Raw genomic sequence first — 12,436 nt, 5'->3', positions numbered from 1 at the left:
AAGCCGCCGCCCTCGATGGCGTCGGGAAGGCCGGTGCTGCGTGTCGCGAGGGAGCGTGTGTCTGCCATGGTTCAGCGGCCCGTCATGCCGGTGCTCTCTCATGGATCCAGCTCCGCAGCACCGCGACCGAATCGGCCGGGTTCTGGGAGACGAGCGCGCCGATCTTCTCGACCGACTGCGCCTTGAGCTGGCCCTTGACCTGGGCGATGGCGAGCATGCGCTCCGAGGGCATCTCGACCTCGGACGAAACGAGCTCGCCATTCGGGCCGACCGTGGCCACGGCACGGCCGGGCACCGCCGGATCACCGGTGGGCTCGCCATCCGGCCCGACCAGCGTCCCGTTGCGCATGAAGCTCGGGATCGGCCGCACGCCAACGCTGTTGTCGGACGCAAGCACCTGCTTCAGCAGGGGACGCACGACGGTCATCAGAACGATCAGCGTGAGCAGCGAGATGACGCCGAGTTCGGCGAAGCGGACGAGGTCCTCGCGGCTGAACGACAGGAGCTGCTGCATCAGCGTCGGCTCGGTCAGGTCGCCCGGAACCTGCGGCGCCTCGGCGAAGCGCAGATTGACGACCTCGACCTTGTCGCCGCGATTCTGGTCGAAGCCGACGGCGGTGCGCACCAGCTCGCTGATCCGGTCGAGCTCCTCGTTGCCGCGCGGCTGATAGGCCATCTCGCCGTTCTGGCCGCGGTTGTAGTTGCCGTCGACGAGCACGGCCACGGAGAGCTTCTTGATGCGCCCGCCTTCCTGCAGCTCCGTGCGGGTCGTCTTCGAGATCTCGTAATTCACCACCTCCTCGTTCTTCGAGGAGGAATCGCGCTGGTTCTGCTGCGCGCCGTTCGTCTGCTGCGCGCCGGGGAGTTCGTTGCCGACGGTGACGGTGCCGTTGCCGCCCTCGGCCGTCGCCGAGGCCTCGGTGCGGTTCTGGCTGGAGCGGACGACGCGGCTTTCCGGGTCGAAGCTCTCGGAACGGCTCTCGACCCGGTTCGCATCGAGCGTGGCCGAGACCTGCACCCGCGCCCGGCCGGAGCCGACCACGCCAGCGACGATATCCTCGACCTGCGACTTGATGCGCTTCTCGATCGCGGTCTGGCGCTCGTCGAGGCCGAGCCCCAGAATGCTCTGCTCGTCCCGGGCGCCGTCGGCCAGCAGCCGTCCGCGCTCATCGACGATCGAGACGCGCTCCGGCTTCAGCCCGTCCACGGCGGAGGCGACGAGATGGCGGACCGCCCGGACCTGGGCGGCATCGAGATCGCCGGCGAGCTTGAGCGCAATCGAGGCGCGCGGCGGCTCGCGGTCACGCTCGAACAGGCGCCGCTCGGGAATGACGAGATGCACGCGCGCCGCCTGCACCCGGCCAATCGAGCGGATGGTGCGCGACAGCTCGCCCTCCAGCGCGCGCAGATGGTTGATGTTCTGCACGAAACTGGTGGAGGAGAAGGCGTCGCCCTTGTCGAAGATCTCGTAGCCGACGCCGCCGCCGGCCGGGATGCCCTTGCCGGCGAGGTCGAGCCGCAGGCGCGGCACGTCGTCCTTGGGCACCAGCACCGTCTGCCCGTCGCCGCGCAATTCGTATTTGATCCCGCGCGCGTCGAGATCCTTGAGGATCGCGCTCGTGTCCTGGCTGGAGAGATCGGAGAACAGCACGCTCATCGCCGGCTGCGACATCTTGAGCATGACGAAGCCGAAGAAGCCGACGAGCACGAGCGTGACGGCCAGCATCGCCGCCAGACGCGCCGCACCGAATTTCGCAAACTGCTCGATAAGCCCGCTCACGCCGCCATCCGTTCCACAAAGCCGCGGGGGCTGCGCGAGTTGCGCCGCCCACTAGGCAAGTTTTTCCCAGCGCATGGTTAGCGGGCGGTTAATTTTTGCCCCCATCCCATTAATCATTTGACGAGCCGGGGCCGGCGCAGACGAAAAAGGCGCCGGTCCGGAGACCGACGCCCTGAAAAACGGGGGAGGATGCCGCCGGCTTACTGGCGGTAGTGCTGGATGCGGGTCGTGCGCAGACCGGCGAGCCCATGCTGGTCGATCGACATCTGCCAGCTCAGGAACTCATCGACCGTCAGAGTGTAACGCTGGCAGGCTTCCTCGAGGCTGAGCAGGCCGCCGCGAACCGCCGCGACCACCTCCGCCTTGCGCCGGATGACCCAGCGCCTTGTATTCATCGGCGGGAGATCCGCGATCGTCAGCGGACTTCCGTCCGGTCCGATCACGTATTTAACCCGCGGTCGCAATGGCTCGGTCATGGTACACTCACACAACTCAACAGAGCTACTGAAGGCGAGCCTAACCTTCCGGTTTTAAGATTTACCTAAAACGATCGCGCGGGATGTCCGCGTCTGATTCGCGCCACCTCACTCGGACCGGGTGACGCTCTTCACCTTGTCGAGCGGCACGCTGATGGAGCCGATCTTGAGGCTTGGAATCGAGGTGGTGAAATCGACGCCGTCGACCACGCCGCTGATCTGCGTCTTCACCGTCAGGCTTTGCCCCGCAACGCTCGTGCCCTGGATGCTGACGGTATAGGCGCCGTCCGGCGCCTTCGTGCCGATCGAGGTCGTCCCGTCCCAGCCCAGGCTCTGGTCGCCGGCCGCGAGGCTGCGGGTCATCGTCTGCACGACGCTGCCGTTCGAATCCTTGATCGTGATCGTGGCCTGGCCGGCAGCCGAGGAATTGACCTTCCAGGACGCGTTGCCGTCCTTCAGGAGAGCGGTCGCTCCGTCCGCCGTGATGTTGGAGCCGACGAAGCTGACCGCATTCGTCGCCGTGCCGGCCGCGCTGAGGCTCAGCAGCGAGCCCAGCGTATCGTTGGTCTTGAGCTGCTGCTCGACGCCGGCGAACTGCACGAGCTGTGCGGTGAACTGGTTGGTGTCCATCGGGTCGAGCGGCGACTGGTTCTTGAGCTGCGTCGTCAGCAGCAGCAGGAACTGGTCGAAATTGCCCGCGATCGAACTGCTGCTCGAGGAGCTGCTCGACGTATTCGAAGAGCCCGAAGACCCATCCACACCTGAAACGGCCATGTTGTCTGTCCTCGCTCAGATGCTGAGATCGACGCCGCCGAGCCGCACGAGGCGGCGCTGCGGCACGGGTGTCGTGGGAAGAACGGCATCGTCGCCGGCCTCGGCAAGGGAAGGCGGACGCGAACGCTGCGGCGCCTCCTCCTGCTGGCGATGCTGCCGGAAGGCGGATTGGTCGGACGGATCGCGCAAGCTGATATCGATGCCGCTATCGGAGGGCTTGAGCCCTGCCTGCTCGAAGGCCCGCTCCAGCGTGCGCGCATCGCGCTGCAGCAGATGCAGGGTCTCGACGCGGTCGACGACGAGCCGGGCGCTGACCTCGCCCTTGTCGGAAATGGAGAGATTGACGTCGACGCGCCCGAGTTCGTCGGGATCGAGCCGGATATCGAATTGCCGGGCGCCCGAAAGCGCGCGCAGGCCGATCTCGATCGGCACGACATGCAGGGGCGTCGCCGCGAGCGCGGCCTGACCTGATCCGGACGGCAGGGCGGGGTTCGGCGTGGCAGCAGCCTGGTCGAGCGGCGACAGGGAGTGGGCCGTCCCGGTCCCCCCCACCGCCTGCTGGACCAGCGCGGTAAGGTCGATCGGCGCCAGCGCCTGCTGCACGGCTTCGGCCGGCTTGGCTTCGCCGGCCACGACAGCAGGCCCCTGGGCAGGAAGCCCCTGCGCGGCATCCGCCTTCGCGCCGGCAACGGCGGCATCGGCATCGACGGACTTGTGGGCTTGCCCAGCATGCTGCGAGCTCTCGCCCGGCGTCGCTCCGGTCAGCGCGGCGCCGAAAGCCGGCTTGCCCGCGGCCCCATCGGGGCTGCCGGCCTGGGCCGCAAGGGCGCGTTCGGCCTGAAGCTGTGCCTTCGCGACAGGGCCCGCCCCGACCGGCACGGCTCCGCCTTTCGCAGCCGCGGCCTCGTCCGGCTTCTCACCGCCGGCCGCAGGCAAGGACAGCGACAGGACTGCCGCGACCAGCTGCGGGACAGGCTTTTGATCCACCGGCGCAACCGCCGCTTCGCCGGAGACCTTGTCGCTGGCGTCCTTGTCCGCAGACGCCGCCTCCGCGCCTTCGGCTTTCTTGTCCTTGTTCTCGCCGGCCTTCTTGCCGCCCTTCTCTCCGGCTTCCGCCGTTCCGGTGGCCTTGCCCTCGATCTCGCCCTCCGGCGAGGCGCCCTGCCCCTGCGCGGCGGCGAGGAGCTCTGCCAGCGTGCCGATGAAGGAATCCGGCTGGACGGGCGAAGAGCGCGTCGGCGTCGCCGCGTCGGCAGGTTCCGTGGCCTTGCCGGGCTTGCCGGCCGTCGCCTCCGCCGCGGCCTTCGCGTCCTGCGGCTGAGTTGCAGCCCGCGTGCCGTCGACAGCCGCACCCTTCTTCGGCTCCGGCGAGCCCGACGAAGCGTCGGCTGTCTCCGGCAGGGAGAAACCCTCGCCGCTTCCGGCAGCGCCGGCCTCGGCAGGACGGCGGCGCGGCGCCGGCGTCTCCTTGGCGGGCGAGGTGTTGAACACGGTTTCGACAGGCATGAACGGTTCCGCAACGCGGGCAAAGGGCACCCGCTTGCGGTCAGCAAGTTGCGCGCCAGGGGCGGCCGCCTATATTTCAATGGCTTAGCCCGTCACGCCCTGCGTTTCCGGCGGCAGAATCCGCCTTCGCCCTTCATCGAGCCGGCAGGATTTGCCGATCGCGCTGGCCGCAGGCGGCCAAAGCCGATATAGAACCGCGACCGCGCGAAACGCGCTCCTGAACCTCGATCCCGAATGACCACGGCCCTCAACTCCCTCGATATCGCCAAGCCGCCCTCGGCCACGCGCGTGGTCGCGGCGATGTCGGGCGGCGTGGATTCCTCGGTCGTGGCCGCGTTGCTGAAGCGTGAGGGCTATGACGTGGTCGGCGTCACGCTGCAGCTTTACGATCACGGCGCGGCTGTCCATCGGGCAGGCGCCTGCTGCGCCGGCCAGGATATCCATGATGCCCGCCGCGTCGCCGAGACCATCGGCATCCCGCACTATGTGCTGGATTACGAGAGCCGCTTCCGCGACGCGGTGATCGAGCGCTTCGCCGAGAGCTATCTCGCCGGCGAGACGCCGATCCCCTGCGTCGAGTGCAACCGGACCGTGAAGTTCCGCGACCTGCTCGATCTGGCGAAGGAACTCGGCGCCGATGCGCTGGCGACCGGCCATTACGTCGTCAGCCGCGATCTCGGCGATGGCCATCGCGGCCTGTTCCGCGCCGCCGACATGAATCGCGACCAGAGCTATTTCCTCTATGCCACGACGCAGGAGCAGCTCGACCTGCTGCGCTTCCCGCTGGGTGGCATCGACAAGGCGCAGACCCGCGCGCTCGCCGCCGAGCTCGGCCTCGCCATCGCCGACAAGCCCGACAGCCAGGACATCTGCTTCGTCCCGAACGGCCGCTACGCCGACGTGATCGAGCGGCTGAAGCCCGGCGCCGCCCGCCCCGGCGAGATCGTCCATCTCGACGGGCGCGTGCTCGGCCAGCATGACGGCGTGCTCCACTACACCGTCGGCCAGCGCAAGGGCTTGCGGCTCAGCGCCGCCGAGCCGCTTTACGTTCTGCGGCTCGATGCCGATGACGCCCGCGTCATCGTCGGTCCGCGCGAGGCGCTGAGCGTGCGCGAGGTCCGCCTGCGTGATCTCAACTGGCTCGGCGGCATGGCGCTCGACGCTCTTCCGGCGGAAGGGCTCGACGTTGCCGTGCGCGTCCGCTCGACGCGTGCGCCGCGCGAGGCGCGGCTCTTCCGCGACGACGAGGGGCTGCGCATCGAGCTCGCCACCGATGAGGAAGGCGTCTCGCCCGGCCAGGCCTGCGTCATCTATACCGATGCCGGCCCCGGAGCGCAGGTGCTCGGCGGCGGCACGATCCTGCGCCGGCCGCTCGCCATGCCCGCCTCGCCCTCCCCGGCGGCGCTCGCCTTGTCCTGACGCAGCGGTCGCGTCGCTCACCTTGCCTGTTCGGAATCGTCGATGCCGGTGACAGACCACCTCGAAACCCAGAAGCGCGCCTATGCCACCTGGGCCAAATTCTACGACAAGATCTATCAGCGCATGCTCTCCCGGCCGCAGCGCGAGGCCGTGACGGCGGCTTGCGCCTGCGGGCCCGAGATTCTGGAGATCGGCGTCGGCACCGGGCTGACCCTGCCCTATTTCACGCCGGAATCCCGCGTCGTCGGGGCTGACCTCTCGCTCGACATGCTGAAGGTCGCGAACCGCAAGGTCGCTTCCGGCGGCCTTGGTCATGTTCGCGGCCTGACCGTGATGGATGCCTGCCGGCTCGGCTTCGAGGCGGAACGCTTCGACGCGGTGACGGCGCAATTCGTGATCACGCTCGTCCCTGATCCCGAGCAGGCGCTGGCCGAGATGGACCGTGTGCTGAAGCCGGGTGGCGAGATCGTCATCTCGAGCCGCCTCGTCGACGATGGCGGCGCGCTCGCGCCCTTCTGGGCGGCCGTGGCGCCGCTGGCGCGGGCGATCGGCTGGAGCAGCGACTTCAAGGTCAGCCGCCTGACGGACTGGGCGGCCCGGACCGGGCGCTACGACACGGTCCATATCGGCCGCGGCTATTTCAAGGTCGTGCGGCTGCGCAAGCGCGCCTCGCTCCCGGCCTGATCCGGCTCTCGCGGGATAATCCCGGACGAGGCTTGACGAGGGCCGCCCCCGCCCCCTATACCGCGCCCCTGTGACGGGTCGCCGACGGCGACGGCCGGAACATGTGGCGGGGTAGCTCAGCTGGTTAGAGCAGCGGAATCATAATCCGCGTGTCGGGGGTTCAAGTCCCTCTCCCGCTACCATCAATTCCCCCCGTATCCCCCCCATGCGGCGGGTCGGGAAATGGTCGCCACCGACCAGCCTCGTCAGGTGGCCCTCGATCGAAACCTCTGGTGCTGTCCCGGCCTCGGCCGGGTGAACCGTCACTGTCGCGATGAGATCGCGCAGGGCGGTTTTTGATTCGGCCCCGAACGCGTCGCCGGCCTTGACCGTTTCGGCGAGGATCTCGATCGCCGCGAGGTAGTGGTTCACCGCTGCCGGGTGCAGCGTGACCAGCTTCGGCGGTTCGTCAAGCGCCGCGAGCTCGTCCTGCAGTCGCTTCTTCTCAGCGCGGAGGCGCGGCAGCTCGCGAGCCGATTCCTCCTGCTCGATAATTCCGTCGATATATCCGCGATAGGCACGGTCATAGGAGCGCTCGGCGGCGGCAAGCCGCTTCTCCGCCTGGGCGCGCTGATTGACGACGTCGGCCGCCAGGCGCAGGCGTTCATCGTTGTAGGTTTTCACATAGAGCCCGATGGCCTCGCGCTGGCCGAGCTGCTCTTTCAGCCCGCCGACGACAGCTGCCTCGATATCCTCAAGGTAATAGGCGCGGCCATTGGAGCAGGTGCGGGCCTCGACATAATGCGTGCAGCGGATGCGGGTGCGATCCGCCCGCCGGTCCTTTACCTGCATTCCCGCACCGCAGGCGCCGCAGCGGAGCAAGCCGGAGAGCAGATGCTTCGGCGTCATGCGATCACGCTGCGGTTGCTCCTTCCGCTCCCCGCGGCGCTCCTGCGCGGCGTCGTATGTCTCGCGATCGACGATCGCCAGTTCCGGCGCATCCTGCTCCTGCCAATCGGCCTCGGCGTTCACGCGGGAGATACGCTTGCCGGTGGCCGGATCCTTCACCATCCGCACGCGGTTCCAGACCCGCTTTCCGGCGTAGATCGGATTGAGCAGAAGCCCATGGCCACGCTTGCGGTTGCCGGTGATGGTAATCGCAGCCCAGAAGGTTCCGCGAGGCGGCGGCACTCCTTCGGTATTGAGACGGCCGGCAATGGTGCGCGCCGAGTCGCCGGCGAGATACTCGGCAAAGATCCGGCGAATGATGACGGCCTCGGCCTCGACGATCTCAAGCTTGCCCGGCTGCCCGGCGACCGGCCGATAGCCATAGGCCCGCCCGCCGGCGCTGCGCCCGTCCCTGACCACGCCAGAGAGGCCGCGCCGCACCTTCTGCGCCAGCCCCTTGAGGAAGAGCGCTGACATCGTGCCCTTGAGGCCGATATGCATCTCGGTGATCTCGCCATCGGCGACGGTGACGAGCTTCACGCCGGCGAACTGCGCGGTCTCATAGAGCCGAGCGATATCCGCGAGGTTGCGCGAGAGGCGATCGAGATCCTCGGTCAGAATGACGTCGAACTGGCCGGCAAGAGCGAGACCGATGAGCCGCTGATAATCAGGTCGGCCATGGATTGAGGCGCCTGAGGCGGCACGATCGGCGAAGACGCCGGTGACGGTGAAGCCGAGGCGATCAGCATGCGGACGGCAGAGCGCAACCTGGTCTTCGACCGATCGATCACTCTGAAGGTCGGTTGAGAACCGAGCGTAGATCGCCGCACGCATGCGTCTGAGCCTTCAATAACGCGCCCTGCGCGGCCGCAACTGCATGATCACGGCGCGCCGCCTCCCGCGCAAGCGCCTCGATCAACCGCACGAGCGCGGGATCGAGTGGCCTGTTGAAAGCTGAGGCGGCGCGCGACATCAGCCCACGATCCGCCGAGGCATGGGAATGACATTCTCAGCGACGCGCGCCGCGACAACCATTGAGCCGAACGGCCCAAACCGTTCTGCGACGTGCCAGATGCTCAGGCGCTGACGAACATCAGCTCCGAACGAAGCCACCAGTCTGCGGCACGCTTCGAGCGAGTGGACGCCCTCAGGCAGCGGGATCTCACCGGAGTGAGCAAGCCGATACACCGTCTCAGCATAATCGGCCTCTGCGGCGGGGATGTAGAGTGCCGTCTTCATGCCGGCACCGCCTGACCCGCAGCGCGGCGGGCGACGGCTTTCAGGATGGCCTTGCTGCCATAAATCCTTTGCCCGGGGCGGAAGTACTGCTCCCAGGGCCCGCCGTCAGGCTGCGGATAGCCGGGCTCGAACCAAGCCGCCACGAACCAGCCCGGACGCCCCTCCACGGCGGCGTATATGGCGCCGCGCGCATCAAGTCGTGCGAGGATGCGTTGCCACCGCGGAGGGTGCTTCGAGCGATCGCTGATGCGCTCCAAAGCGATGTCGCCGAACCAATCCTGCGAGACGCGGATCAGAGGCTTGCTACCCGATCGGGCTTCGACCTCGGTCCCGAAGATGGCGACGTCGCCTGCCTCGTCCAGCTCGCACCAAGCGACAGCAGGGTTGGCTGGCGCTCGGAACCGATAATTGCCTGGCCCGACGAATGACTGCGCGGCCTGACCGCCGCCATTTTGATGGACATCCATCACCGATCCCTCCGCTTTAGGAGGGACTCTGACGACTGATTTTTCAGTCGCCAACCATATTGACTGATTTATCCGTCATGCCACCACGGGCATTTCCCTGAAGACAGCGCCCACCACTCCATCGATTGTCAGCCATCCGTCACCCAGCGTGTAGGAGTTGGAATCCTCTTCTCCCATCGGAATGGGATCGATAGAATAGTCTTCATGCAGGGGATCGAGCGATTTAAAGGATAGCCGAAAGCCATCATCGATGATTTCAACGAAACGCGCTGTACGCTCTATAAGATTGTTATTAGGAGACAAGTGGTATTCTACAATAACTAACTGACCCTGCTTCAACTCAATCTTTCCTCCATGATTTTCGAAGCAGTGAAGAATGTCTCCCGGCATTATTCCAGCCTCTGTAAGGGACCGATCTGAGAGCCGATACAATCTTCCAATGTAGCCTGGCAGACGCGGGTCGTCCGCGATCGGGTATTCTGAAGGACGCTGGGGATCACTAACCGCGAGATTTGGCGAGCCAAAGGGGCGATTCGCGCGGAAAACGCCCGCCTCTAGCGTTTCGTAGATTCTCTCTGTCCGGACATCGCGAACCTCGCGAGGCAGGCGGGGCTCCTCATTAAGCGCGCCGGCCAAATAGGAAAACGAGCATCCTAAAGGCCCGGCCAGCTTGTAGAGAGTGTTCATTCTTGGGCTGACAGAGTTACCAGCAAGAATGTCTTGGATAGCCGATTTACCAAGCCCAGCCTCGATGGAGGCCGCCGCTGCGCTTTTGTTTGTAGCAGCCAGGCGCTCGCGGATCCGAGCTTTGAGAACTTCATGCGGGTCGGTCATGCCGGCAATATCCGTCATTTCGAGCTAACTGGCCATGACGATATTTCAGTCAACACCACTTGCGAATGACGGAAATTTCGGTAACGTTAATCGCATGATGATCGAGCATGATCTCCGCTTGTACCTGCTCCAGGTCGCAAACCAATATGCGGGCGCGACCGATGCTGCCCTTTCAACCGTTGCGAGGCGGTGTCGCAACGATAGCTCATTCTTCAAGCGGATCGCTGATCCGTCGCAGAGCTTCACCGTCAAAACATTTGACGAAGTCATCGCTTGGTTCCGCGACAACTGGCCAGCGGATAGGGAAATGCCCGTGCTCAGTCTCGCGGGCACTGGCCGAGGACGCCCCCGAGCTGCGCGCGAGGAGGCCGGCACACATGGTTGATCCGCTGTTCGCTCAGGCACGAACCTGCCTTTTCCCCAACGAACACCTCGACGCGCTGCTGTCCGATCACGACACCCGCGCCAACGTCGACCACAGCCTGGCGGTGATCTACGCCCTCGGGCTGGAGCCGCGGCCGGACGTCATCCGCGAGCAGGCGGCGATCAATGAGGTCGCGCCGGACCAGGCCGAGCTGCTCGTCGCGCTGATCGGCCGCCGGCTTGAGGCTGTGGCCTGACCATGCCGGCGCCGCTCAGGCATCCTCGCGACGTCAAGCTGCTCGATTGGGCGAGCAGGGAAGACTTCGGTCGCGTCAGAGCCGAATGGCTTCAGCTCCACCGCTGGGACACATCGCTCTCGCCGGCGACGATGACCGTGCTTGCTGAAATCGCCGCAAGGATGGCGTCCGACAAGAACTTCGCTTGGCCGTCGATCCAGCGATTAGCTGCCGAGCTTGGCTGGTCAGTTGCGACGGTCAAGCGGTCCATTGCCCAGGCGATCGAGCGGGGGTGGCTTATCTGCGAAAAGCGGGGCTTCGGCGGATCCAACCACTATGCGATGGGCGCTTCGCCGGCCGTCACCTCACAGGTTCTCGAAGAACACGACGAGCGCGTGGCTCTCATGGTCGAGGGTCGCGACATCGCATTGAGCTCAAAAATGAGCCCAATGGCGAAACCGTCCATTGAGCTCAAAACTGAGCCGTCATTGAGCTCAGAATTGAGCTCTCATTCGGCTCAAAAACGAGCCCTCAATGAGCTCAAAAATGAGCCCCTAACCTTATCAAAGAACCTTAACACTGAACCTGACCACAGAACCTCATCGCAGGGGCCTTCCGATGAGACGGTTCAGGATAAGTCTCTAGGGGCATCAAACGACGTTCGAGCTCAGATTTTGGCCCGGGCTGCGAAACGCGGCGTCGATCGGCCGCTGCTGGACCGAGATGGCATCATCAACGGTGAGACCCAGGCTCGCGAACTGCTCATCGAGGTATTCGGCGATGGTGACCATCAGCTCGGCCTAAAGCGGGTGGCAACAGCCGGCCAGCGCGTCCGTTGGCTGATCGATGAGATTGATACCGAGGGCGCGGAAGCGATGGTCGACGGTGTGATTAGCACGCTCGAATTCGTCCTGCGCACCGAGCGCGACCAATCCCAGAAAGCCAAGGTGGCATCATGACCCACAAAATGGCCGACCAGGGGCCGTCCCTCTTCGATTGGGCTGCAGCTCAGCCGATCTCGGTCGTCGAGCCGCCGCGATTGCCGGTCGAGGAGCGCGCCCCGGTCGTCGACTTCCTCGATCGCAGAGAGACGCTGCCGCGGTTCATCCTCTGCCAGCCGAGCCCAGTTGCACATATCGATCGAGCTATCGCGCGGAAGAAGGGCGCACTCGCGCCGGCGCCGATCATCGTCTTCCCGCAAAAGCATCCGGCCTCGCCGGGGAGCTACTCGCCTGAGCCGAGCAGGAGGCAGGGATGAGCGCTCCCTTCATCCCGGGTTGGTGCCTCGTGCGCCAGACAGACGGCAGCACTGCCATCCTGTGGGTGCAGAAGCACCAGCTTCCCAGCTGCCACGCCTGGGTCATAGCCGGCCGCTCGCCTGAGGACTGCGCCAGCGTCGAGACCTGCGCCTTCCTCGCTGCTCAGGTCGAGTTCGAGGAGGAGATGCTGATCAGGCGCATGCCCGGAGTGGAGCCGGTCAGCGCCGACCGGCGGCAGATCTCGCCAGCTTCTCCTTGCGCCTCTGGAAAAGCCAGTTGGCGAGGAGTGCACCGATGATGCCGAACACCGCCCAGCCCCAAAGGCCAATGCCGCCGCCTCGCGCGGTGAGGCCAATGCCGCCGAAGAACAGACCGAAGACGCCGCCGACACCGAACCCGATCCCGAGCCACCTAAGTCGCGGATACCTCCGTAAGAGGCGGGCCAGCGCGTTGCCAACTCGTTCCAATCTGC

16 protein-coding genes and 1 tRNA gene are annotated in these 12,436 nt (G+C 65.8%); 8 read left to right on the top strand and 9 right to left on the bottom strand.

The window, feature by feature from the left end; translation table 11 throughout:
- Positions 1-82 precede the first annotated feature (82 nt).
- From fliF to GGC47_RS05345, 4 genes are all read right to left on the bottom strand, one after another.
- Positions 83-1,780: a flagellar basal-body MS-ring/collar protein FliF gene (fliF, locus tag GGC47_RS05360; protein ID WP_142021627.1), complete on the bottom strand. Its 1,698-nt coding sequence runs from the start codon at positions 1,778-1,780 to the stop codon at positions 83-85.
- Positions 1,781-1,980: 200 nt separating this feature from the next.
- Positions 1,981-2,256 (bottom strand): CtrA inhibitor SciP, encoded by a 276-nt coding sequence (gene sciP / locus GGC47_RS05355; RefSeq protein ID WP_038359348.1) that lies wholly within the window; start codon positions 2,254-2,256, stop codon positions 1,981-1,983.
- A 108-nt stretch (positions 2,257-2,364) separates the two neighbouring features.
- The gene (locus GGC47_RS05350; protein ID WP_112762806.1) at positions 2,365-3,030 is read right to left on the bottom strand and encodes a flagellar hook assembly protein FlgD; all 666 of its coding nucleotides are present in this window, start codon (positions 3,028-3,030) and stop codon (positions 2,365-2,367) included.
- 15 nt (positions 3,031-3,045) lie between these two features.
- Complete coding sequence (locus tag GGC47_RS05345; protein WP_429067221.1) at positions 3,046-4,536, bottom strand: flagellar hook-length control protein FliK; 1,491 nt, start codon at positions 4,534-4,536, stop codon at positions 3,046-3,048.
- 234 nt (positions 4,537-4,770) lie between these two features.
- Between GGC47_RS05345 and mnmA the strand changes: the two genes are divergently transcribed.
- The 3 genes from mnmA (at position 4,771) to GGC47_RS05330 (ending at position 6,821) form a co-directional block, all read left to right on the top strand.
- Positions 4,771-5,955 carry a tRNA 2-thiouridine(34) synthase MnmA gene (gene mnmA / locus GGC47_RS05340; RefSeq protein WP_142021625.1) on the top strand — a complete coding sequence of 395 codons (1,185 nt, stop codon included), beginning with the start codon at positions 4,771-4,773 and terminating at the stop codon, positions 5,953-5,955.
- Positions 5,956-5,997: 42 nt separating this feature from the next.
- Positions 5,998-6,639, top strand: a complete 642-nt coding sequence (locus GGC47_RS05335) for a class I SAM-dependent methyltransferase (protein WP_142021624.1) — start codon at positions 5,998-6,000, stop codon at positions 6,637-6,639.
- Positions 6,640-6,744: 105 nt separating this feature from the next.
- Positions 6,745-6,821: transfer RNA gene (locus tag GGC47_RS05330), tRNA-Met, on the top strand.
- On the opposite strand, the gene GGC47_RS05325 is transcribed toward GGC47_RS05330, so the two are convergent.
- The 5 genes from GGC47_RS05325 to GGC47_RS05305 form a co-directional block, all read right to left on the bottom strand.
- Positions 6,778-8,400 (bottom strand): recombinase family protein, encoded by a 1,623-nt coding sequence (locus tag GGC47_RS05325; protein ID WP_429067742.1) that lies wholly within the window; start codon positions 8,398-8,400, stop codon positions 6,778-6,780. The two genes, GGC47_RS05330 and GGC47_RS05325, sit on opposite strands and share 44 nt — an antisense overlap.
- Positions 8,354-8,539, bottom strand: a complete 186-nt coding sequence (locus GGC47_RS05320; RefSeq protein WP_429067216.1) for a hypothetical protein — start codon at positions 8,537-8,539, stop codon at positions 8,354-8,356. The genes GGC47_RS05325 and GGC47_RS05320 overlap by 47 nt, the downstream gene beginning before the upstream one ends.
- The gene (locus GGC47_RS05315; RefSeq protein ID WP_429067214.1) at positions 8,539-8,805 is read right to left on the bottom strand and encodes a hypothetical protein; all 267 of its coding nucleotides are present in this window, start codon (positions 8,803-8,805) and stop codon (positions 8,539-8,541) included. The genes GGC47_RS05320 and GGC47_RS05315 overlap by 1 nt, the downstream gene beginning before the upstream one ends.
- A complete protein-coding gene (locus GGC47_RS05310) occupies positions 8,802-9,272 on the bottom strand; it encodes a hypothetical protein (RefSeq protein WP_429067211.1) in 471 nt (156 codons plus the stop codon). The genes GGC47_RS05315 and GGC47_RS05310 overlap by 4 nt, the downstream gene beginning before the upstream one ends.
- Positions 9,273-9,347: 75 nt before the next feature.
- Positions 9,348-10,106 carry a hypothetical protein gene (locus tag GGC47_RS05305; RefSeq protein WP_429067209.1) on the bottom strand — a complete coding sequence of 253 codons (759 nt, stop codon included), beginning with the start codon at positions 10,104-10,106 and terminating at the stop codon, positions 9,348-9,350.
- A gap of 34 nt (positions 10,107-10,140) precedes the next feature.
- Between GGC47_RS05305 and GGC47_RS05300 the strand changes: the two genes are divergently transcribed.
- Genes GGC47_RS05300 through GGC47_RS05280 form a run of 5 tightly spaced genes read left to right on the top strand, consistent with a single transcriptional unit; the run spans position 10,141 to position 12,262 of the window.
- Positions 10,141-10,491, top strand: a complete 351-nt coding sequence (locus GGC47_RS05300) for a hypothetical protein (protein ID WP_429067206.1) — start codon at positions 10,141-10,143, stop codon at positions 10,489-10,491.
- A complete protein-coding gene (locus GGC47_RS05295) occupies positions 10,484-10,726 on the top strand; it encodes a hypothetical protein (RefSeq protein WP_429067204.1) in 243 nt (80 codons plus the stop codon). The genes GGC47_RS05300 and GGC47_RS05295 overlap by 8 nt, the downstream gene beginning before the upstream one ends.
- A 2-nt stretch (positions 10,727-10,728) precedes the next feature.
- The gene (locus GGC47_RS05290; protein ID WP_429067201.1) at positions 10,729-11,664 is read left to right on the top strand and encodes a helix-turn-helix domain-containing protein; all 936 of its coding nucleotides are present in this window, start codon (positions 10,729-10,731) and stop codon (positions 11,662-11,664) included.
- The gene (locus GGC47_RS05285) at positions 11,661-11,963 is read left to right on the top strand and encodes a hypothetical protein (RefSeq protein WP_429067199.1); all 303 of its coding nucleotides are present in this window, start codon (positions 11,661-11,663) and stop codon (positions 11,961-11,963) included. The genes GGC47_RS05290 and GGC47_RS05285 overlap by 4 nt, the downstream gene beginning before the upstream one ends.
- The gene (locus GGC47_RS05280; RefSeq protein ID WP_429067197.1) at positions 11,960-12,262 is read left to right on the top strand and encodes a hypothetical protein; all 303 of its coding nucleotides are present in this window, start codon (positions 11,960-11,962) and stop codon (positions 12,260-12,262) included. The genes GGC47_RS05285 and GGC47_RS05280 overlap by 4 nt, the downstream gene beginning before the upstream one ends.
- Positions 12,263-12,436 lie beyond the last annotated feature (174 nt).

It is taken from the genome of Allobosea sp. OAE752, assembly GCF_050433265.1.
Lineage (GTDB): Bacteria > Pseudomonadota > Alphaproteobacteria > Rhizobiales > Beijerinckiaceae > Allobosea > Allobosea spartocytisi.
The sequence above is the reverse complement of the archived record's forward strand: the minus strand, read 5'-3'. Positions and strand labels throughout refer to the sequence as shown.

Excerpts from the sequence above, each read along its gene's own strand:
- sciP (WP_038359348.1), bottom strand. The coding sequence starts at position 2,256 with ATGACCGAGCCATTGCGACCGCGGGTTAAATACGTGATCGGACCGGAC.
- GGC47_RS05350 (WP_112762806.1), bottom strand. The coding sequence starts at position 3,030 with ATGGCCGTTTCAGGTGTGGATGGGTCTTCGGGCTCTTCGAATACGTCG.
- GGC47_RS05345 (WP_429067221.1), bottom strand. The coding sequence starts at position 4,536 with ATGCCTGTCGAAACCGTGTTCAACACCTCGCCCGCCAAGGAGACGCCG.
- mnmA (WP_142021625.1), top strand. The coding sequence starts at position 4,771 with ATGACCACGGCCCTCAACTCCCTCGATATCGCCAAGCCGCCCTCGGCC.
- GGC47_RS05335 (WP_142021624.1), top strand. The coding sequence starts at position 5,998 with ATGCCGGTGACAGACCACCTCGAAACCCAGAAGCGCGCCTATGCCACC.
- GGC47_RS05325 (WP_429067742.1), bottom strand. The coding sequence starts at position 8,400 with ATGCGTGCGGCGATCTACGCTCGGTTCTCAACCGACCTTCAGAGTGAT.
- GGC47_RS05320 (WP_429067216.1), bottom strand. The coding sequence starts at position 8,539 with ATGTCGCGCGCCGCCTCAGCTTTCAACAGGCCACTCGATCCCGCGCTC.
- GGC47_RS05315 (WP_429067214.1), bottom strand. The coding sequence starts at position 8,805 with ATGAAGACGGCACTCTACATCCCCGCCGCAGAGGCCGATTATGCTGAG.
- GGC47_RS05310 (WP_429067211.1), bottom strand. The coding sequence starts at position 9,272 with ATGGATGTCCATCAAAATGGCGGCGGTCAGGCCGCGCAGTCATTCGTC.
- GGC47_RS05305 (WP_429067209.1), bottom strand. The coding sequence starts at position 10,106 with ATGACCGACCCGCATGAAGTTCTCAAAGCTCGGATCCGCGAGCGCCTG.
- GGC47_RS05300 (WP_429067206.1), top strand. The coding sequence starts at position 10,141 with ATGACGATATTTCAGTCAACACCACTTGCGAATGACGGAAATTTCGGT.
- GGC47_RS05295 (WP_429067204.1), top strand. The coding sequence starts at position 10,484 with ATGGTTGATCCGCTGTTCGCTCAGGCACGAACCTGCCTTTTCCCCAAC.
- GGC47_RS05290 (WP_429067201.1), top strand. The coding sequence starts at position 10,729 with ATGCCGGCGCCGCTCAGGCATCCTCGCGACGTCAAGCTGCTCGATTGG.
- GGC47_RS05285 (WP_429067199.1), top strand. The coding sequence starts at position 11,661 with ATGACCCACAAAATGGCCGACCAGGGGCCGTCCCTCTTCGATTGGGCT.
- GGC47_RS05280 (WP_429067197.1), top strand. The coding sequence starts at position 11,960 with ATGAGCGCTCCCTTCATCCCGGGTTGGTGCCTCGTGCGCCAGACAGAC.